Annotated in this window: 21 protein-coding genes; 9 read left to right on the top strand and 12 right to left on the bottom strand. The window is 60.2% G+C overall.

Going from position 1 to position 20,320, the window contains the following annotated elements; translation table 11 throughout:
- Positions 1-116 precede the first annotated feature (116 nt).
- Entirely contained in the window at positions 117-638 is a 522-nt protein-coding gene (locus RHM69_RS20785; RefSeq protein ID WP_014720569.1) for a DUF3617 domain-containing protein, read from the top strand.
- Here the strand turns inward: RHM69_RS20785 and RHM69_RS20780 are convergent.
- From RHM69_RS20780 to folE2, 6 genes are read right to left on the bottom strand one after another with little or no spacing between them, the layout of a single operon-like run.
- Positions 635-1,972, bottom strand: a complete 1,338-nt coding sequence (locus RHM69_RS20780) for a dihydroorotase (RefSeq protein WP_200601217.1) — start codon at positions 1,970-1,972, stop codon at positions 635-637. The genes RHM69_RS20785 and RHM69_RS20780 overlap by 4 nt on opposite strands.
- 3 nt (positions 1,973-1,975) lie before the next feature.
- Complete coding sequence (locus RHM69_RS20775; RefSeq protein WP_005792581.1) at positions 1,976-2,536, bottom strand: DapH/DapD/GlmU-related protein; 561 nt, start codon at positions 2,534-2,536, stop codon at positions 1,976-1,978.
- Positions 2,533-3,411 (bottom strand): metal ABC transporter substrate-binding protein, encoded by an 879-nt coding sequence (locus RHM69_RS20770; RefSeq protein WP_200646048.1) that lies wholly within the window; start codon positions 3,409-3,411, stop codon positions 2,533-2,535. The genes RHM69_RS20775 and RHM69_RS20770 overlap by 4 nt, the downstream gene beginning before the upstream one ends.
- A gap of 9 nt (positions 3,412-3,420) precedes the next feature.
- Positions 3,421-4,287: a metal ABC transporter permease gene (locus tag RHM69_RS20765; protein WP_200601221.1), complete on the bottom strand. Its 867-nt coding sequence runs from the start codon at positions 4,285-4,287 to the stop codon at positions 3,421-3,423.
- Positions 4,288-4,956 carry a metal ABC transporter ATP-binding protein gene (locus RHM69_RS20760; protein ID WP_166406510.1) on the bottom strand — a complete coding sequence of 223 codons (669 nt, stop codon included), beginning with the start codon at positions 4,954-4,956 and terminating at the stop codon, positions 4,288-4,290.
- Positions 4,953-5,843: a GTP cyclohydrolase FolE2 gene (gene folE2, locus RHM69_RS20755; RefSeq protein ID WP_166406509.1), complete on the bottom strand. Its 891-nt coding sequence runs from the start codon at positions 5,841-5,843 to the stop codon at positions 4,953-4,955. The genes RHM69_RS20760 and folE2 overlap by 4 nt, the downstream gene beginning before the upstream one ends.
- 128 nt (positions 5,844-5,971) lie before the next feature.
- On the opposite strand from folE2, the gene RHM69_RS20750 reads away from it, so the two are divergent.
- Positions 5,972-7,183 (top strand): N-acetylmuramoyl-L-alanine amidase, encoded by a 1,212-nt coding sequence (locus RHM69_RS20750; RefSeq protein ID WP_166406508.1) that lies wholly within the window; start codon positions 5,972-5,974, stop codon positions 7,181-7,183.
- A 114-nt stretch (positions 7,184-7,297) separates the two neighbouring features.
- A complete protein-coding gene (locus tag RHM69_RS20745; RefSeq protein ID WP_322255510.1) occupies positions 7,298-8,599 on the top strand; it encodes an IS4 family transposase in 1,302 nt (433 codons plus the stop codon).
- An 11-nt stretch (positions 8,600-8,610) separates the two neighbouring features.
- Here the strand turns inward: RHM69_RS20745 and RHM69_RS20740 are convergent, their stop codons facing one another.
- A complete protein-coding gene (locus tag RHM69_RS20740; protein ID WP_200599354.1) occupies positions 8,611-8,979 on the bottom strand; it encodes a glutamine synthetase in 369 nt (122 codons plus the stop codon).
- A 126-nt stretch (positions 8,980-9,105) separates the two neighbouring features.
- Between RHM69_RS20740 and dksA the strand changes: the two genes are divergently transcribed.
- The 4 genes from dksA to RHM69_RS20720 are packed head-to-tail and all read left to right on the top strand — an operon-like array spanning position 9,106 to position 12,394.
- Positions 9,106-9,510: an RNA polymerase-binding protein DksA gene (gene dksA / locus RHM69_RS20735; RefSeq protein ID WP_003195761.1), complete on the top strand. Its 405-nt coding sequence runs from the start codon at positions 9,106-9,108 to the stop codon at positions 9,508-9,510.
- A gap of 27 nt (positions 9,511-9,537) precedes the next feature.
- The gene (gene zigA, locus RHM69_RS20730) at positions 9,538-10,743 is read left to right on the top strand and encodes a zinc metallochaperone GTPase ZigA (protein ID WP_014720560.1); all 1,206 of its coding nucleotides are present in this window, start codon (positions 9,538-9,540) and stop codon (positions 10,741-10,743) included.
- Entirely contained in the window at positions 10,743-11,387 is a 645-nt protein-coding gene (locus tag RHM69_RS20725; protein WP_133633603.1) for a DUF1826 domain-containing protein, read from the top strand. Before zigA ends, RHM69_RS20725 begins: the two co-directional genes overlap by 1 nt.
- A 44-nt stretch (positions 11,388-11,431) precedes the next feature.
- Positions 11,432-12,394, top strand: coding sequence for a CobW family GTP-binding protein (locus RHM69_RS20720; protein WP_200599388.1), 963 nt, complete (start codon positions 11,432-11,434; stop codon positions 12,392-12,394).
- On the opposite strand, the gene RHM69_RS20715 is transcribed toward RHM69_RS20720, so the two are convergent.
- On the bottom strand, positions 12,388-12,783 hold the full coding sequence (locus RHM69_RS20715) for a DUF3301 domain-containing protein (protein WP_003195752.1): 396 nt from the start codon (positions 12,781-12,783) through the stop codon (positions 12,388-12,390). The genes RHM69_RS20720 and RHM69_RS20715 overlap by 7 nt on opposite strands.
- A gap of 117 nt (positions 12,784-12,900) precedes the next feature.
- Here RHM69_RS20715 and pdxY point away from each other — a divergent pair, with 117 nt between their 5' ends.
- Positions 12,901-13,773, top strand: a complete 873-nt coding sequence (gene pdxY, locus RHM69_RS20710) for a pyridoxal kinase PdxY (protein WP_200599356.1) — start codon at positions 12,901-12,903, stop codon at positions 13,771-13,773.
- A gap of 133 nt (positions 13,774-13,906) precedes the next feature.
- Here pdxY and RHM69_RS20705 read toward each other — a convergent pair whose 3' ends face one another.
- Entirely contained in the window at positions 13,907-14,392 is a 486-nt protein-coding gene (locus tag RHM69_RS20705) for an acyl-CoA thioesterase (protein ID WP_003195747.1), read from the bottom strand.
- Between the two features lie 282 nt (positions 14,393-14,674).
- On the opposite strand from RHM69_RS20705, the gene RHM69_RS20700 reads away from it, so the two are divergent.
- On the top strand, positions 14,675-16,435 hold the full coding sequence (locus RHM69_RS20700; RefSeq protein WP_014720556.1) for a cation:proton antiporter: 1,761 nt from the start codon (positions 14,675-14,677) through the stop codon (positions 16,433-16,435).
- A gap of 69 nt (positions 16,436-16,504) precedes the next feature.
- Here the strand turns inward: RHM69_RS20700 and RHM69_RS20695 are convergent, their stop codons facing one another.
- From RHM69_RS20695 to uvrD, 3 genes are all read right to left on the bottom strand, one after another.
- Positions 16,505-16,912 (bottom strand): SMI1/KNR4 family protein, encoded by a 408-nt coding sequence (locus tag RHM69_RS20695; RefSeq protein ID WP_014720555.1) that lies wholly within the window; start codon positions 16,910-16,912, stop codon positions 16,505-16,507.
- A gap of 135 nt (positions 16,913-17,047) precedes the next feature.
- A complete protein-coding gene (locus tag RHM69_RS20690) occupies positions 17,048-17,914 on the bottom strand; it encodes a Tim44 domain-containing protein (protein ID WP_003195740.1) in 867 nt (288 codons plus the stop codon).
- 217 nt (positions 17,915-18,131) lie between these two features.
- Positions 18,132-20,315, bottom strand: a complete 2,184-nt coding sequence (uvrD, locus tag RHM69_RS20685) for a DNA helicase II (RefSeq protein ID WP_014720554.1) — start codon at positions 20,313-20,315, stop codon at positions 18,132-18,134.
- Between the last annotated feature and the right edge of the window lie 5 nt (positions 20,316-20,320).

Below are 20,320 nucleotides of genomic sequence, written 5' to 3'. Positions count from 1 at the left end.
CAGGCAGTCCAGTGCGTAACAGACCATGAACGGCTGTGAATGTCGCTATTTTATTTGCCATGCAACACTGGCTGCTTTGCGACGTCTAACGCCCACAATTACCCAGGAGTTACCCGATGAATGCTCGTCTGCTTGGTTTGGCCATGGTTGTTGGTTTGTCGCTGCCTGTGGCGGCACAGGCGCAGATGCTGGCGCCGGGCTTGTGGGAATTGACCACCAGCAATATGAAAGTCGATAACCAGGACCTGCCGGACTTGTCGCTGATCCTCGGTCAACTCAAGCAACAGATGACCCCTGAACAGCGCGCCATGCTCGAAAAACAAGGCATTAACATGGCCGGTAAAGGCGTACAGGTGTGCCTGACCCCGGCCCAGGTGGCCTCCGATTCGATCCCCCTGACCGACCCTCAATCGGGCTGCAAACAGGAAGTCACCGACAAGAGCGGCAACCAGTGGAAGTTCCGCTTCAGTTGCCCGAAAGCCCAGGGCACTGGGGTGGCAACGTTTCAGAGCCAGAAAGAATTCACCACCAGCGTCAACGGTACCTTCAATGCCACCGGGATCCAGCAGAAGGGTAGCCTGGACAGCCACGCTCAGTGGCTGGGCAACGATTGCGGTTCGGTCAAACCCCGCGCTTAACGCCCGAACTGCAGGGGCAAGCCCTGGCAACTGTTGACCACCTGGCCGTTGTGCCAGGCCAGGTGGCCGCTGACCAGTGTGGTACTCACGCTGTGGCGAAAGCTGCGTTCTGCAAAGGGTGTCCAGTCGCAGCGGGCGAGAATAGGCTGGCTGTTGACCGGCTTGCCGGCAGGCTCCGGTTTGATCAGTACCAGGTCGGCCCAGTAGCCTTCGCGCACGTAGCCGCGATCAGCGATGGCAAACAGGTCGGCCACGCGGTGGCTGGTCTTGGCTACCAGAGTGGTCAAGGGCAAATGCCCGTCGGCCACCAACTCCAGTAACGCCGGCAGGGCATGCTGCACCAGAGGCAAGCCCGAGGGTGCTTGCCGATAGCCCAACTGTTTTTGCGCCCAGGTATGCGGCGCATGGTCGGTGCCAATCACATCCAGACGATCACTCAATAATGCCAGGCGCAGCGCGTCGCGGTCGGTGCGGGTCTTGATCGCCGGGTTGCATTTGATCTGGTGGCCGAGGTGGTGGTAATCGCGGTCATCGAACAGCAGGTGGTGCAGGCAGACCTCGGCGGTGATGTGCTTGTCGGCCAGGGGCTTGTCTTCGAACAACGCCAGTTCCCGCGCGGTGGTCAGGTGCAACACATGCAGGCGCGTGCCATGGCGTTTGGCCAATTCCACGGCAAACGATGACGAGCGATAACAGGCCTCGGCATCGCGGATCAGCGGGTGGGCGACTGCGGGAATATGCTCGCCGAAGCGTTCGCGCAGGCGTTGCTCGTTGGCCAGGATGCTGGGCGTGTGTTCGCAGTGAGCGAGCAGGATGGTCGGCACCTCGGCAAACAGGCGCTCCAGAACGCGTGGGTCGTCCACCAGCATATTGCCGGTGGATGCGCCCATGAACACTTTGACTCCAGCCACTTCACGAGGAGCGAGGGCCGCGACGGTGTCGAGGTTGTCGTTGCTCACGCCAAAATGAAAGCCGTAGTTGGCCACTGAATGCAGTGCGGCACGGCGCTTTTTATCGGCCAGGGCTTCCAGGTTCAAGGTGGCCGGGTGAGTGTTGGGCATGTCCATGAAGCTGGTGATACCACCGGCCACCGCCGCGCGGGATTCGCTGTAGAAGCTGCCTTTTTCCGGCGCACCGGGTTCGCGAAAGTGCACCTGGTCGTCGATCATCCCTGGCAGCAGCCACTGGCCGTTGGCATCGATTTCCACCGGTTCGTTATCGCCTTGAATGCTGGCGGCAATCTTCTCGATACGACCATTGGCGATCAGTACGTCGGCGTCGAATACCTGGCCCTCGTTGACCAGGCGGGCGTTGCGGATCAGCAGGCGGCTCATGGTTCAGAACTCGTTTTGCAGGGCTTTGTAGCCGCGCACCAGGTCGACGTTGGTGCGTGCCACGTCTTCGGAAAACTCCGAAGCGCTGACACTCACCGGCGGGAATTGCGACAAGTCGGTGTTGGGGCCGATACGCGTGGTGGAGGGCACGTAGAAAGCGGCGGGCAGGTCGCGGCCGTCGACCACCGAGTTGTGGCGCACCACGCACCCATCGCCCACGGCGCAATTGAACAGCACACTGTTGAAGCCAATAAACACGCGGTCGCCCACCGTGCAGGGGCCGTGGACGATGGAACGGTGGGCGATGGAGGTGAATTCACCGATGGTCACCGCTGCGCCGGATTTGGAGTGGATGACCACGCCGTCCTGGATGTTGGAGTTGGCGCCGATGGTGATCGGGTCCATGGCGCCGCTGGCATCCACTTCGTCGGCGCGGATCACGGCGTAAGGGCCGACGAACACGTTCTCACCGATGATGACTTTGCCGCAGATGATCGCGGTCTTGTCGACGTAGGCCGATTCGGCAATCACCGGCAGGTCGCCGGAAGGATTTTTGCGGATCATGGCTGGCTCAGTGCGGCGCACAGGGTGTTGAGGTTGTATTCGAACAGCCCGATAAAGGTGCTGGCCGGGCCTTCTGCAGCGAGGGCGTCGGAGTACAGCGTGCCGCCGATCTGTGCGCCGCTTTCGTCAGCGATCTGCTTGAGCAGGCGCGAGTCTTTGATGTTTTCCATGAACACGGCTTTGACCTTGTCCTTGCGAATCTGGGTGATCAGTGCGGCAACTTCAGCGGCCGAAGGGTCACGTTCAGTGGACAAGCCCTGGGGCGCGAGGAACTGGATGCCATAGGCCTGGCCCAGGTAGCGGAAGGCGTCATGGGAAGTGACGATGCGGCGGTTACCCGGTGGCAGGGCGCCGAACTTGGCCTTGGCCTCGTCCAGCAGGCTATGGATTTGCTTGAGGTAGGCCTGGCTGTTGCGCAGGTAGGCGGTCTTGTTGGCCGGGTCGGCGGCCACCAGGGCCTTGGTGATGTTGCTCACATAGATCTCGGCGTTGGCTAGGTTGTGCCAGGCGTGCGGGTCGGGAATGGTTTCGCCATCCTCGTCCATGGTGTGGGAAATCACGCCTTTGCTGGCGGTGACCACCGTTGCCTTGGTTTCGGTGCTGGTAACCAGGCGGTCCAGCCACGGCTCGAAACCCAGGCCGTTCTTGATGATGACCTTGGCCTTGAGCAATGCCTTGGCGTCATCCGGCGTGGGTTCATAGGTATGGGCGTCGGCGTCCGGGCCGACCATGTTGCTGATCTGGATATGCTCGCCACCGATCTGGTGGGTGATGTCATTGAGAATACTGAAGCTGGTGACTACTTGGAGTTTGTCGGCGGCGTGGGCCATCGAAAGCGGCAGCAGCAGACTGAACAGCACGAGTAGAGCGCGCATCGGAACACCTCATTGGGATGTGAGCAAAGGCGGGCGGCGCAACAAACCGTGCACCGGACCGAACACCACGGACAACAAATACCCAGCGCCCGCCACCAGCACGATGGCCGGGCCGCTGGGCAGTGAGTAGTAGAACGACAGCAGCAGACCCAACCACACCGACAGGCAGCCCAGCAGCGCCGATACCGCAATCAGCACCGGCAGGCGTCGGCTCCAGAAGCGTGAGGCGATGGCCGGCAACATCATCAAGCCGACCACCATCAGCGCACCGATGGCCTGGAAACCAATCACCAGGTTCAGCACCACTAGGGTCAGGAACACGCCATGGGCGAGGGGGCCGAGGCGGCTGACGGTTTGCAGGAACAGCGGGTCGAGGGTGTCCAGCAACAGCGGTCTGTAGATCAGCGCCATGGCGATCAGGCTGAAACCCGAGACCCAGAGCATGCCGGTCAGGGTGGTTTGATCCACGGCCAGGGCGGAGCCGAACAGCAGGTGCAGCAGGTCCAGGCGCTTGCCGGCAAGGCCCAGGATCAGCACCCCGGCGGCCAAAGAGATGGGGTAGATGGCGGCGAGGCTGGCGTCTTCGCGCAGCCCGGTGCGGCGGGTGATCCACGCGGCCAGGCCGGCCATGCTCAGGCCTGCACCCAGGCCACCGAGGGTCAGCGCGGGCAGGCTCAGGCCGGCGAACCAGAAACCCAGGGCGGCACCGGGCAGGATGCCGTGGGCCACCGCATCACCGATCAGGCTCATGCGCCGCAGGATCAGAAACACTCCTAGCGGCGCGGTGCTGCAAGCCAGTACCAAACCGCCGATGAGTGCGCGGCGCATAAAGACGAACTCATGAAACGGCATCCATAAGTGGGCAGTGAAGTGCATTCAGGCCACCTGCATCTGCGGTTGCGGGCGGATCAGCTCTTTGCTGGGGCCGAATACGCAGCCGGTGTTTTTGATCTGCAGTACGTGCTGGGTGTGGTGACGCACGGAGGCCAGGTCATGGCAGACGATCACCAGGGTGCGGCCTTCGTTGTGCCAAGCGTGGATGTGTTTCCAGCACAGCGCCTGACCGTCCTCATCGAGGGCTGCGTGAGGTTCGTCGAGCAGCAGGACGGGTGCGTCGGCCAGGCTCATGCGTGCCAGCAGGGCGCGCTGCAATTCGCCTCCGGACAATGCCATCAACGGTCGGTGTTCCAAGCCAGTCAGGCACCAGTCTTCGAGTACCGCTTGCAGGCGTTGGCTGCGTTGTTGCGGGGTGTGTTGGATGCCCCAGAAACCGGCAGCGACCAGTTCTTGCAGGCTGATGGGGAACTGGCGGTCCAAGTGTTGCTGCTGGGGCAAGAAGGCCAGGCCGCCACGGCGTGGAACATCCACAATGACCTTTCCCGCCAGCGGTTTTTGCAGGCCGGCAATGACCTTGAGCAGGCTGCTTTTGCCTGTGCCATTGGCGCCGATGATGCCGGTGAGGCTGCCTTTTTCCAGGGTCAAATTCAGTGCCGGGGTGAGCGGTTGCCCGGGGGCACCCCAGCGCAAAGAGTTACAGGTGATCATGCAAAGTCTCTCGTCCAGCGGCTTTCAGCCACGGCATCGTGCGCGTGCAGGCTTTCGGCGTGGATCACTTGGAGGTGGAAGGCTTTGATGGCATCCGAGCGTTTCAAGGCGAGGTTCAGGCGGCGAGCGGCGTCTTCGCAGAACATCAGGTTCTGCCCGTTGGCCAGGGCGAAGGCTTGTTCGTCTGCGCGTTTCACCGCGGTTTGTACGGCGGTGCCGAGCGCGGCTTCGGCAGCGTTGATCAAGCCGACTATCGGCAGGTCAGTACCTTGCAACTGAACGTGCAACTGCGCGCTGCTGCGTTGGCTATGGGGTGTGGCGACGATGCCGTTGGCACTGCCGAGCCAGGCCAGCACCGCTTCATGCTGTAACGGCGTATTGGCGAAATCATCCACAAATTGCTGCTGAATCAACTGCCTGGCGAGGGCGGCGGAGCAAGGGCAGGTTGAGGAATAAGTAACGTCAATTTTTAGTTCCACGTGGAACATCTGGTTTTCCAGGCGCGCTTCGATGCTCACGGGGTAGGTTTTCCAGCCGGCTAATGGGCTGACCAGGGCAGGGCGTTTAAGCAGCAGCTGGGTGTGGATGCGCAGGTAAGCGTTCTTAGATAAACCTTCATGTGTGTCGAGAAAACGCTGCAGTACATTACGCAGCAGTGCAGATGTCAGCGGCTGTTGATCGAGCATTTCCAGAGCCAGGTACAGGCGTGACATATGAATGCCACGGGCCGTGCCGTCGTCCAGGCTTACGCCCGCATCAGCGGTGGCGGTCAGGTGTTGACCGTCAATCAGGATTGGCAAGGCGATGCCGCGCATCCCCACCCAGTTGAGTGGCAAGGCTTGGCGTGAAGCCTGCGCGGCGATATCCGGCAGAGTCAGCGCATTCATAAGCAGGTCCATCGTTGGAAATAATTCGACATGTTATAGTATAACAATACGAGCCACGATGAATTTTCTGCACCTGCCTTTGTTCAGTCACGTCGAGTAGGGATGCTCCTTTATCTGCGGTATATGCCATGCACCGACGTCAGCTCCTCAACCTGCTGCTGGTCAGCCCCTTGTTTGCCTTGCCTTTGGGGGCTCACGCCACGCAGATTCGCAATGCACGCCTGTGGCGCTCAGACGACAAGCTGCGCCTGGTGTTCGACCTCAGCGGCCCGGTGCAATACAAGACCTTTTCCCTAACCTCACCTGACCGATTGATCATCGACTTGAGTGGCGCCGGGCTCAGCGGCGACTTTTCCCAATTGGCGTTGAAGAACAGTGGGATTACCTCGATCCGTTCCGGGCATTTCGGCCAGAGCGACACGCGCATCGTGCTGGACCTGGTCGAGCCCATGCAGCTCAACAGTTTCGTGTTGCCGCCGCAGGAGGGACAAGGCCATCGCCTGGTGCTGGACTTGACCAACGCGACCCGTGCGCCCCGTCAAATCGCCGCTGAGCCAGCACCCTTGGTGGCGCCGGTAGACAAGGCGCATCCCAAGCGCGACATCATCGTGGTGGTCGACCCCGGCCATGGCGGCAAAGACCCCGGCGCCATCGGCTCCAAGGGCCAGCGCGAAAAAGATGTGGTGCTGTCCATCGCCCAGTTACTGGCTAAACGCTTGAAACGCGAAAAGGGTTTTGACGTGAAACTGGTGCGCAACGACGACTTCTTCGTGCCGCTGCGCAAGCGCGTGGACATTGCCCGTCAGCACAAGGCCGATATGTTTATTTCGGTACATGCCGACGCCGCGCCACGGCTGACCGCGTCGGGCGCCTCGGTGTATGCGTTGTCTGAAGGCGGCGCCACCTCGGCCACAGCGCGTTTCATGGCCCAGCGCGAAAATGGCGCCGACTTGCTGGGCGCCACCACCTTGCTCAATCTGAAGGACAAGGACCCGATGCTGGCCGGAGTGATTCTCGACATGTCGATGAACGCGACCATCGCCTCCAGCCTGCAGTTGGGCAGCTTGGTATTGGGCAGCCTGCAAAACATCACCAGCCTGCATCAGAAACGGGTGGAGCAGGCTGGGTTCGCCGTGCTCAAGTCACCGGATGTCCCTTCGATCCTGGTGGAGACGGGATTCATTTCCAACCCTCGGGATGCCCAGCGGCTGGTGACGGCGCGCCATCAACAGGCGGTGGCGGATGGCCTTTTCGAAGGACTCAAGCGTTACTTCCAGAAGAACCCCCCCATGAACAGCTACATGGCCTGGGTGCAGGCGCAGAAAAACAGCCAGGTCTAACAGCCAGCCCTTTCAAGGTCTTCTGTAAAATCCCCTGAAATTCATTCAGGGGGTACCTAAACGATGTGGGCGGAAGTTCTAGCGCGTTTCGAAAAAAAAGCACCTGCCAGTGTCATGGTCAAACTGGCGCTGCAGCAGGCTATTGCCCCCGAGTGGATTGATCAGGTTTTCGAAGAACACCGGCAACGGCAGTATTCTCGTGAGCTATTGTTCTCGACCATCATCAAGCTAATGTCCCTTGTTTCATTGGGCTTGAAGCCATCTCTGCACGCCGCCGCGCGACAACTGGAGGACCTTCCGGTCAGCCTGGCGGCTCTCTACGACAAGATCAGTCGTACCGAGCCTGCTCTGTTGCGCGCCCTGATTACGGGCTGTGCACAGCGCCTGGCTCCAACCATCCGGGAGCTGGGCTGCACGGCGATGCTGCCGGGTTGGCAGGTTCGGGTAGTGGACGGTAATCACCTGGCATCCACTGAAAAACGTCTGGGAGCTTTACGCAACGAGCGCGGCGCCGCTCGTCCCGGTTTTTCGGTTGTTGCATACGATCCCGATCTGGATCAGGTCGTCGACCTTCAGGCGTGTGAGGATGCCTACGCAAGCGAGCGCGTTTGTGTGCTGCCTTTATTGGCCAATGCCGAGCCAGGCCAAGTGTGGCTGGCTGACCGGCTTTATTGCACGCTCCCGGTTATGGAGGCTTGTGAGCAAGTCCAAACTTGCTTTGTCATTCGTCAGCAAGCCAAGCATCCACGCTTGATTCAAGAGGGTGAGTGGCAAGAGCCAGTACCTGTGGAAACTGGCACTGTGCGTGAGCAGATCATCCAGGTCAAAGGCGGTTACCAATGTCGGCGTGTCGAACTGACGCTTCATTCGCCAACGGACTCCGGCGACAGCAGCTTGATGTTCTGGAGCAACCTGCCTGAGAGCGTCAGTGCGCAACAGATCGCCGAACTGTATCGCCGCCGCTGGAGCATTGAAGGTATGTTCCAGCGACTGGAAGCGATCCTGGAAAGTGAGATCGAAACCCTTGGCAGCCCAAAGGCTGCCTTACTGGGGTTTGCAACGGCGGTATTGGCTTACAACGTCCTGGCTGTTCTCAAACGCAGTGTTGAACAAGCTCATCGGGATACCCAGCCTGAAGGATGGGAAGCCTCGATTTACCATTTAGCGGTTCAGGTCAGGAGTGGATATGAGGGAATGCAGATTGCGCTGCCCTCGGAACATTTTCCTGTCATTCCGTTGGAAAAACTGGCTCAGCACTTATTGGCGCTTGCCAGAAATATCCAACCTAAACAAGTTGCGAAAAGCCCCCGTGGCCCCAAGGTACCCAAGCCCAAAACATGGGTTAAAGGCACCGCGGTGAATGCGCATGTTTCAACGGACCGGATAATCAAGGCTGCCAAGACGAAAAGACCTTGAAAGGGCTGGGTCTAACAGCCGGTCATTCGGCTGCAAGTGAACTTGGCGCTGGCGCCCCCTGAGCTGGAAAACCGGTTGATGGTGGTCCAGCCCACGCGCCGCGTGTAGCCGACCCACACCTCGCCATCCGATGCCAACCCGGTAAAAAACGTCAGTTGCCCATAACGGCTGTTGGTCTGCGCCCAATAGCGTTTGCCGATCACTTCGAAACCGCGCAGATACGTAGTGCTGCCGACGGTTGCCACGCTATAGGCATTGCCCAACGGGTCTACACAAGCGAGCAGGTTGGCGCTGCGTGTGCAGTTGGCCAACAGGCTGGGTGCCTGGGCGCAGGCAGGCCCGGCGGCTGCCAATAGCAGGGCGCACAGCAGGTATCTCATCGGGTTTCTCAGCGTAAGAAGGTGACCCAGCATTGCGCCCTTCGTCGCGGCGAGCAAGAGGGATTGGCTTATTTGTATTGTTATACTATAACATAAAAGTACAGCCCGACCCGCGAACCCCTTCCCATGACCGAACACGATCTTTTGGCCCAACCAGCGGCCGACTACATGAATGAGGCCCAGCAGCGCTTCTTCCGCGAATTGTTGCTGGCTCAGCGTGATGACCTGCAAGCCCGTATCGATGCTGAGTTCCAGGCACTGCGCGAGCAGGAAACCAACAGCGACCTGGCGGATATCGGCAGTGCCGAAGAGCAACGCCAATGGCAATTGCGCCTGCTCGAGCGCGAAAAGAAGCTGTTGGACAAGATCGACGATGCCCTGGAATTGCTGGCCCGTGGCGAATACGGCTGGTGCCGTGAAACCGGCGAACCCATCGGCCTGCAACGCCTGCTGCTGCGTCCCACCGCCACCTTGTGTATCGAAGCCAAAGAACGTGAAGAGCTGCGCGAACGCCATAAACGGGCAGTTTGACCGGCCAACCTTGATGAGGAATACCTGATGCCCAATCGTCTCCCTGTGACCGTGTTGTCCGGCTTTCTCGGCGCCGGTAAAAGCACGTTGCTCAATTATGTCCTACGCAACCGCGACAACCTGCGGGTGGCGGTGATCGTCAACGACATGAGCGAAATCAACATCGACGGCAGCGAGGTACAGCGCGACGTCACGCTCAATCGTTCGGAAGAAAAACTGGTGGAGATGAGCAATGGCTGCATTTGCTGCACCTTGCGTGAAGACTTGCTTGAAGAGGTTGGAAAACTCGCCAAAGAAGGTCGTTTCGATTACCTGCTGATCGAATCCACCGGTATTTCCGAACCTTTGCCCGTGGCCGAAACCTTCACGTTTCGCGATGAAAACGAGCAAAGCCTGGCCGACATTGCACGCCTGGACACCATGGTCACTGTGGTCGACGGTATGAATTTCCTGCTCGACTACCAGGCTGCAGAAAGCCTGGCTTCACGGGGCGAAACCCTCGGTGAGGAGGATGAACGTTCCATCACCGACCTGTTGATCGAACAGATCGAATTCGCCGACGTCATCCTGATCAGCAAGATCGACCTGATCAGCAGCCGCGAGCGCGAAGAACTGATGGCCATCCTCGAGCGCCTCAACGCCCAGGCGGAAATCATCCCGATGGTCATGGGCGAAGTGCCGCTGAACAAGATCCTCAACACTGGCCGTTTCGACTTCGAACGCGCCGCCCAGGCCCCGGGCTGGTTGCAGGAGTTGCGCGGTGAGCATGTGCCGGAAACCGAAGAATACGGCATAGCGTCCACGGCTTACCGTGCGCGCCGGCCGTTCCATCCACAGCGGTTTTTCGACTTTATCGACCGCCCCTGGGTCAACGGCAAGCTGTTGCGCTCCAAGGGTTTCTTCTGGTTGGCGAGCAAACATCAGGATGCGGGCAGTTGGTCCCAGGCGGGCGGGTTGATGCGCCATGGTTTTGCCGGGCGTTGGTGGCGCTTTGTGCCGAAAAGCCAGTGGCCTCAGGACGAAGAAAGCGTGGCGGCGATCATGGCTAACTGGCAGTTGAGCACGGGTGACTGCCGTCAGGAACTGGTGTTTATCGGACAAAACATCGACTTTGCCCAGATGCGTACCGAGTTGGACGCCTGCTTGCTCACCGATGAAGAAATGGCCCTGGGTGTCGAAGGTTGGCGCCAGCTACCCGACCCGTTTGGCCCTTGGTATGAGCAGGTCGCCTGATGCTGGCCCCGGTCATTCCCCTGCGCCCCGTCATCCGCCAGACACATGGGGAAACGCCGCTGGCGCTGTCCGATATCCTCAATGACGGCGTCAACCTGGCCATCTGGCAGCGCCAACTGCCCCTGCATATCGCTGAGTTTGGCGCTTTGCTGGTGGCGCTCAATGAACCATTGGCCGAGTCCTTGGTGGTCGAGTTGGTTAGCGAAGACTGCGTGCCGAACTTGCAAGGTTTGGCGTCCAGTTGTCGCGATCTTGAAGGCTACGATGGGTTTATCGCCGATGTGTCGTGGCTGGTCAGTGCATTCGCTTGCCTGCTGGGCGCCAAGCGCATCGGCGTGCGTTTACGGCTGTTGGACAAGGCCATGTGCCCGCGTTTTCACGTCGATCACGTGCCGGTTCGGCTGATCACCACCTACGCCGGTATCGGTAGCCAATGGTTGCGCGAAGGCGTCATGGACCGGCGCACATTGAGCCAGGCGGATGCCGAGCCCACTGAGCGCATCGAGCAGATCCACTGCGGTGAAGTGGCGCTGCTCAAAGGCACCAAATGGCACGGCAATGAAGGGCACGGCCTGATCCATCGTTCGCCGGCGCTCAAGGCCGATGAGCGACGGTTGATCCTGACGCTGGATTGGCTGGCATAACCGCGTAGGATCAAACGCTCTAAACGGCCTGAACCATGCCTCTTATGCTGCAGAACATTCCTACCCATGTGATTGCCGGGCCCTTGGGCGCCGGCAAGACCAGCCTGATCAAGCACCTGCTTGCCCAGCGCCCGGCCAACGAGCGCTGGGCGGTGCTGATCAACGAGTTCGGTCAGATCGGCCTGGATGCAGCCTTACTCACCCAAGACGATGACGGTATCGCCCTGGGCGAGGTGGCAGGCGGCTGTTTGTGTTGTGTGAACGGCGCACCGTTCCAGGTAGGGCTGGGCCGCTTGTTGCGTAAGGCTAAGCCGGACCGGCTGTTTATTGAACCCTCAGGCCTGGGCCATCCGGCGCAATTGCTCAAGCAACTGCGGCAGGCGCCATGGCAAAACGTGCTGGCCGTGCAGCCTTGTGTGCTGGTACTCGATGCCCAGGCATTGGCGGCGGGCAGGCCGTTGCCCCAGGCACAGCAGGAGGCGTTGACCAGTGCCGGCCTGCTGGTGCTGAACAAGGACGAGACGCTGACTGCTACGCAACGTCAGGCGATCGAAGCGCAATTACCCGATTGCCCGCGCCATTGGACACGCCAGGCGCAATTGCCACTCGACCGGTTGCCCGGTTTGAAAGCACAAGCCCAAAGCGCTGTGGATAACTTTGCGGTGCCTGAAGCAGTGGGGCAAATGCCGGCGATCTGGAGCGACCCTGGGCTGCCGATCTGTTTGAGCCAGAGCCAGGAGGGCGGCTGGAGTATCGGCTGGCGCTGGCACCCAAGCCAGCGATTCGATGTCCGCCGTCTGCATCAGTGGCTATCGAGTTTGGGCTGGTGCCGGGCTAAATTGGTTATCCACAGCATTGACGGCTGGGTGTCCGCCAACGCTGTGGATAACAGCCCACTGCACTGGCAACCCAGCGCTTGGCGGCGCGATTCACGTGTTGAGTTGATCTTCAGCGCACCACAGGACGTGGCCGCATTGCAAAGCGCCCTGGCAGCCTGCCGTTACTGATGTTTTTTGCTGGCGTGGTCCTGGCGCCACTGGCTCAATTCGATGATCTCGGCGCTGGGCAGCGGCTCCTTGGTTTCGAACGGGTAGGGCGCCAGTTCGATCTGCGCGCTGTGGGCGCCGAATTGGGTGATGACCCCGGCGTGCCGGGTTTCGCCGGTCACCGTAAACTCGAAATTATAGATGCGCGCCAGGCGTCGGCGGCCATTGGCATCCTTGACGAAACCGATGCGTTTGAGCGCCACGGCACCGTCGAGCAGCTCGATATCGAGCTTGGCGCAATGCTGCTTGACCCGCGCCAACGCCCGTTCACGCAAGCCGTGGTTGTGCCAAACCCAGGCGGCGCCGGTGGCCAGCAGCATCAAGACGAAGATGTTTCCCAGGGTCAGCATTCCATGAACTCCAACAAAGTGAGCGCAGCTTAACTGTGTCGCCGGTCTGTCGTACAGGCTGCGTTTAGTCGCATACTGCTCGGCCAGAAATTCAACGGTTTTACGGAAATCTCCCGCATGAAACGTACACCTCACCTGCTTGCGATCCAGTCTCATGTGGTCTTCGGCCACGCCGGAAACAGCGCCGCCGTGTTCCCCATGCAGCGGGTCGGGGTGAATGTCTGGCCGCTCAACACGGTGCAGTTTTCCAACCACACACAGTATGGACAGTGGGCGGGCGAAGTGTTGGCGTCGCAGCAAATTCCTGCGCTGGTGGAGGGTATTGCCGCGATTGGCGAACTGGGCAACTGTGATGCGGTGTTGTCCGGATACCTGGGCAGTGCAGACCAGGGCCGTGCCATCCTCAGCGGTGTGGCGCGCATCAAGGCGATCAACCCCAAGGCGCTGTACCTGTGCGACCCGGTGATGGGCCACCCGGAAAAGGGTTGTATCGTGCCGCAGGAGGTCAGCGATTTCCTCTTGGATGAAGCCGCCGCCATGGCGGACTTCCTGTGCCCCAACCAACTGGAGCTGGACAGTTTTGCCGGGCGCAAGCCGCAATCGCTGTTCGATTGCCTGGCGATGGCCAAGGCCTTGCTGGCGCGCGGGCCCAAGGCTGTGTTGGTCAAGCACCTGGATTACCCAGGCAAACTGCCAGAAGGGTTTGAAATGCTGCTGGTGACAGCTGAGGGCAGTTGGCACTTGCGCCGGCCCCTGCTGGCGTTTCCGCGCCAGCCAGTGGGCGTGGGCGACCTGACGTCCGGGCTGTTCCTGGCGCGGGTGCTGTTGGGTGATAGCCTGGTGGCCGCTTTTGAGTTCACCGCTGCGGCCGTGCATGAAGTGCTGCTGGAAACCCAGGCCTGCGCCAGTTATGAACTGGAACTGGTGCGGGCCCAGGACCGTATTGCCCACCCTCGTGTGCGCTTCGAAGCCACACCGATCAGCCTGTAAGCACACAAAACCCAATGTGGGAGCGGGCTTGCCCGCGATGGCGGTATCTCAGTCAAAGCGATGTCGACTGAACCACTGCTATCGCGGGCAAGCCCGCTCCCACATTTTTTTGAGTTGATTCGCCGCTTGGAGTTTACGGCGCGTCGGCTTTGATTTCCCGGTAGCGCTTTTCCAGTTCCTGGCGAATCTGCCGACGTTGCTGAGCCTGCACAAAGCGGCGCTTGTCCTCGCTGTTCTGCGGCTGCAAGGGCGGTACGGCGGCAGGTTTGCGCTGGTCGTCCACGGCCACCATGGTGAAGAAGCAGCTGTTGGTATGGCGCACCGAGCGTTCACGGATGTTCTCGGTCACCACCTTGATGCCCACTTCCATCGACGTATTGCCGGTGTAGTTGACTGACGCCAGGAAGGTCACCAGCTCACCGACATGAATCGGCTCGCGAAAAATCACCTGGTCCACCGACAGCGTGACCACATAACGACCGGCATAACGGCTGGCGCAGGCGTAGGCCACTTCGTCGAGGTACTTGAGCAGCGTGCCGCCGTGCACATTGCCAGAGAAGTTGGCCATGTCAGGGGTCATCAGTACCGTCATCGACAGCTGGGCGTTTCCGGGTTCCATAGCACACTCACGGGTTGTAGGCATTGGTTGGGGGGAGGCACCTCTGCGGGTACTCAAAGTCTTTGCAGCGCCATCCCTAACGGGACGCCGTCAGGCGGCTTGCCGTCACGCGCGCAGCGATCTGTTTCCATATATTGCACCGGCTTTCCAGCAGAAGTCGCGGTGTTACCCTTCAAAAGCCCTTCTCAGGGCTTTTCTTACGATCAAGGCAGACTTTTCCGACCCTTCAAAGGCGCGGCCAGAAGTGGGAAAAGCGCCGGCACCCTCAAGGAGCCCCTCGCCATGCACGCCATCAGCTTTATCCAGGACTTGGCCGTGATCATGCTGGTGGCAGGGGTGGTCACCATCCTGTTTCACCGCTTCAAGCAGCCGGTGGTGCTGGGCTACATCGTTGCCGGCTTCATTATCGGCCCCCACACCCCGCCGTTTGGCCTGATCCACGATGAAGACACGATCAAGACCCTGGCGGAGCTGGGGGTCATCTTCCTGATGTTCTGCCTGGGCCTGGAATTCAGCCTGCGCAAGCTATTCAAGGTAGGGGCCACGGCGTTTATCGCGGCGTTCCTGGAAATCGTGTTGATGATCTGGATCGGCTACGAGATCGGCCGCTGGTTCGACTGGAGCACTATGGACTCGCTGTTCCTCGGCGCGATCCTGGCAATCTCCTCGACCACCATTATCGTCAAGGCCCTCAACGACCTGAAGATGAAAGACCAGCGGTTCGCCCAGCTGATTTTCGGCGTGCTGATTGTGGAGGACATCCTGGGTATCGGCATCATTGCGTTGCTGTCGAGCATTGCGGTGAGTGGCACGGTCAGCTCCGGCGAGGTGTTCTCCACGGTCGGCAAGCTCTCGCTGTTCATGATTGTCGCCCTGGTGATTGGGATTTTGCTGGTGCCGCGCCTGCTGGCTTATGTGGCCAAGTTTGAAAGCAACGAGATGCTGCTGATCACTGTATTGGGGCTGTGCTTCGGTTTCTGCCTGTTGGTGGTGAAGTTGGAATACAGCATGGTGCTCGGAGCCTTTTTGATCGGCGCAATCATGGCTGAATCCCGCCAGTTGATTAAGATCGAGGGTCTGATCGAGCCCGTTCGCGACATGTTCAGCGCAATTTTCTTCGTGGCGATTGGCTTGATGATCGACCCGCAGATTCTGCTGCAATACGCCTGGCCCATTGCGGTGATCACCGTGGCCGTGGTGCTGGGCAAGATGCTGTCGTGCGGGCTGGGCGCGTTTATCGCCGGCAACGATGGTCGCACCTCGCTGCGGGTTGGTATGGGGCTGTCACAAATTGGCGAGTTTTCTTTCATCATCGCGGCGCTGGGGATGACCCTGCAGGTCACCAGCGACTTTCTGTATCCCGTGGCGGTGGCCGTTTCGGCGATCACCACGCTGCTGACGCCCTACCTGATTCGCGGGGCCGACCCGCTATCATTGAAGATCGCCGCACTGATGCCCACGCGAATGAGCCGAGTGTTCGGCATGTATGGAGAATGGTTGCGCAGCATTCAGCCTCAGGGCGAGGGGGCGATGTTGGCCGCGATGATCCGCAAGATCATCCTGCAAGTCGGGGTAAACCTGGCATTGGTGATCGCAATCTTCTTTGCCGGCAGCTTTTTCGCAGGGCGCATCGGTGGGTATCTGGAAGGCTGGGTCAGCGATCAAAGCTGGCAGAAGGCGTTGATCTGGGGCGGGGCGCTGCTAGTGTCGTTGCCGTTTCTGATTGCGGCGTATCGCAAGCTCAAGGCGCTGTCGATGCTGCTGGCGGAGATGAGCGTGAAGCCAGAGATGGCCGGGCGTCATACCCAGCGTGTGCGAAGGGTGATTGCGGAGCTGATCCCCCTCTTGTCGCTGCTGGTGATCTTCCTGCTATTGGCAGCCTTGTCGGCCAGTATTCTGCCGACCAACAAGTTGCTGGTGTTGATTGCCGTGGTCACGGCGGCGGTGGCTGCAGTGCTCTGGCGCTGGTTTATCCGTGTGCATACGCGGATGCAGGTTGCGTTGCTGGAGACGCTGGACAACCACAAGGATACGGAACACTGACTGGCGTTGGCGGGGGCTGCTTTGCAGCCCAGCGGGAGCAAGCTCCCTCGCCACAAAAGCTATCAAGTATCAGCTTTCCAGCCAGACGTCCCGTGCCCAGTGCCACACCGATTCCCAGGTTTCTTCGGTGACCAATTCTTCTTCGGCGGACCACAACACCACGGTGCCGTCTTCTTCGACGCAGTAGTAGTCGTCGCCGTCCTGGCAGATCGGGATCAGGCTGCGATCAACACCGGCATCCCAGGCGTTGGCCGCGACGTCCGGCAGGTAAGTGTGGGACTGCGGGTCGGTGACGGTCACTGGCTCCAGGCTGCCATAGACTACGTCGCTGACGGTCAGCAAGAATTCACGGAAGACAAAGGGGATGTCGATGAACAGTTGTTCCTCGATTTCCACCAGCAGGTCTTCGTCAGGTAGCTCCAAAGGAACCGGGACCGGTTCGTTGGCTTCACGCAGTTGTTCGATGATTTCTTCCACGGCCGGGATCCTCTTGCTAGATGGCGCGGTTTATAGGGGCGTTTTATACAGTAGCTCGCTATAAGTGCAACCGTGAAATAGAAAACCCCGGACATGTCCGGGGTTTTTGTTACCGCTTGCTCAAACGCGCAGGTATTAGCCGTTCTGGCGGATACCGGCGACCAGCCATGGCTGGTCGTCGCCCTGGGCGCGTTCCATGTTCCAGCTTTCGCTGAACACTTCGCCCTGGTCGAAACGCGAGGACTTCGACACACCGCTGAAGGTCAGGGTGGCGATGGTCTTGTCGGCACGATCGTCCACGCCATCGAGCTGTACGCGCAGGTCGTCGATGTAGGTCGACTGGAAGGCGTCACCGATCTCGGCACGTTCGCGCTTGAGGAACTCCAGCAGTTGCGGGGTCACGAACTCGGAGATCTTGTCCATTTCGTTGGCATCCCAGTGCTGCTGCAGGGACTGGAAGTGGCTGCGGGCCGCTTCGACGAAACGCTCTTCGTTGAACCAGGCCGGTGCGTTGATCACCGGACGGGCGGCAGGGGCTGCCGAACCACCGAAGATCGAACCCATGGCAGGCTTCTGTTCGAACGCTTCACGCTGCATCGGCGCGCCGGCTGGAGCCAGGTGCTCCTGCTGCTTGCGGCGACGGGCGGCGATAAAGCGGAAGACCAAAAAGGCGATGACGCCCATGATCAGGATGTCGAAGATCTGCATGCCCTGGAAGCCGTCGCCCATGAACATGGACGCGAGCAGGCCACCGGCGGCGATGCCGGCCAGTGGGCCCAGCCAGCGCGAAGCACCGCCGGCCTTGGCAGCAGCGCCAGCGGCACCGGCTGCGCCTGCAGTAGCCGCAGCACCGCCCGCACCGGCGGATGGAGCCATTTGGCTGGTCTGGTGAGTCGGTGCCGCGCCCGAGCTTTTGCCGCCACCGAAGCGTTTGGCGTTGGCGTCGAGGCTCATCGTCAGGCCGATGCACAACGCCATGGCGATGCTAAGAAAACGTTTCATATAGGGAATTCCCATTTGTGGATTGCACGCGCGCCATGTTGCACAGGTGTCGTGGCAGTGGCTAGCGGCATAATGTTTCGGGCTTTTGCGTAAGACCAAATCCGAAGGGTCTGTAGGACTAATTACAGATATTGGCCCGCACGCCTCTAAAACAAGGGAGGGCCAATAATCTTCATGTTACGCAGTGTTTCATGATGGTGGGCTTATTGTGGCCAGCTCAGACCGCTTCGAGCTTGGCGTAACCCATCATCAGCCACTTGCTGCCCTCGGCGAAGTTCACCTGCACCCGGGCCTGGGCGCCGGCGCCTTCGAAGTTGAGGATCACGCCTTCGCCGAAGATCGCATGCTTGACCTGCTGGCCCAGGCTGAACGGGGTTTCCGGTATTTCGGAACCGGCAAACATGCTGCTGGAGTTCTGTTGCTGGCCACCGCCGAACGGGCGGCTGACGCTGTTGGACAAGCGCACTTCCTGGATCAGCCCCTTGGGCACCTCACGTACGAAGCGCGACACCTTATTGTAGGTTTCGCTACCGTACAGGCGTCGGGTCTCGGCGTAGGTCATCACCAGGTTCTGCATCGCCCGGGTAATGCCCACGTAGGCCAGGCGGCGTTCTTCTTCAAGGCGGCCGGGTTCTTCCAGGCTCATCTTGTGAGGGAACAGGCCTTCTTCCATGCCCACCAGGAACACGTAAGGGAATTCCAGGCCTTTGGCGCTGTGCAAGGTCATCAGCTGGATGCTGTCTTCATGCTCGTCGGCCTGGGTATCGCCGGCTTCCAGCGAGGCGTGGCCCAGGAAGGCGGCGAGCGGCGTCAGCTCTTCGTCGTCCTCGGTGTTTTCGAACGCACGAGCAGCGCTGACCAGTTCCTCAAGGTTTTCTACCCGGGCCTGGCCTTTCTCGCCTTTTTCCGCTTCGTGATAGGCGATCAGCCCGGACTGCTCGATCACGGTCTGAGTCATCAGGTGCAGTGGCATCTCTGCGCACTTGGCGGCCAGGTTCTCGATCAGCTCGACAAACACCCCCAACGCCCCGGCAGCACGGCCAGTCAGGCCTTTGTTGGCGATCAGCAAGCGCATGGCTTCCCACATCGACACATCGGCATGGCGCGCATGGTCGCGGATCGCTTCAACGGTTTTCTCGCCAATGCCACGCGCCGGGATATTGATCACCCGCTCCAGCGCCGCATCGTTACCACGGCCCTCAAGCAAACGCAGGTAGGCCATGGCGTTCTTGATTTCGGCACGTTCGAAGAAGCGCTGGCCGCCATAGATGCGGTAGGGGATGCGCTCGCGCAGCAACGCTTCTTCCAGCACCCGCGATTGGGCGTTGGAACGGTACAGAATCGCGATATCGCTACGGGCCAGGCCGGTTTTCAGTGCGCTTTCGATGGTTTCCACCACATAGCGCGCTTCATCGTGCTCATTGAACGCCGCGTACAGGTTGATCGCTTCGCCTTCCCCGCCGTCGGTCCACAACTCTTTGCCCAGGCGCCCGGTGTTGTTGGCGATCAAGGCGTTGGCCGCCTTGAGGATCCCGGCGGTGGAGCGGTAATTCTGCTCCAGGCGGATGGTCACCGCGTCCGGGAAGTCTTCGGAATACTGGTAGATGTTCTCGATTTTCGCGCCGCGCCAGCCGTAGATCGACTGGTCGTCATCGCCCACCACCATCAGGCTGTCGCCGCCCTTGGCCAGCAGGCGCAACCAGGCGTACTGCACGGCGTTGGTGTCCTGGAACTCGTCCACCAGGATATGGCGGAAGCGTTTCTGGTAATGGGCCAGCAAACCGGGGTTGTCGCGCCACAGGTCGAGGGCACGCAGCAGCAGTTCGGAGAAGTCGATGACGCCGGCGCGCACGCAGGCCGCTTCATAGGCCTCATAAATGCTGCGCATGGTGGCCAGGAACAGGTCGCCGCTGGCCTGGATATGTTGCGGGCGCAGGCCCTCGTCTTTCTGGCCGTTGATAAACCACTGCGCCTGACGCGCCGGCCAGCGTTGTTCGTCCAGGCCCAGTTCGCGGATCACGCGCTTGACCAGGCGTTGCTGGTCGTCGCTGTCGAGAATCTGGAAGGTCTGGCTCAGCCCCGCTTCCTGCCAATGCGCCCGCAACAGGCGGTGTGCCAGGCCGTGGAAAGTGCCTACCCACATGCCGGCCGGGCTGATGCCCATCAACTGCTCGATGCGATGACGCATCTCGGCAGCGGCCTTGTTGGTGAAGGTCACCGACAGGATGGAATGCGGGGACGCGTTTTCGACCTGGATCAACCAGGCGATACGGTGCACCAGCACTCGGGTTTTACCGGAGCCAGCACCGGCCAGGACCAACTGACGGCCAACGGGGGCCGCTACGGCCTGGCGTTGGGCATCGTTGAGGGAGTTCAGCAAAAGAGAGAGATCATCGCGCATCGACG

Origin of the sequence: Pseudomonas sp. CCI1.1 (assembly GCF_034348165.1) — a bacterium.
GTDB classification, from domain to species: Bacteria; Pseudomonadota; Gammaproteobacteria; order Pseudomonadales; family Pseudomonadaceae; genus Aquipseudomonas; species Aquipseudomonas paracarnis.
This window is presented reverse-complemented; position numbering and strand designations above follow the sequence as displayed.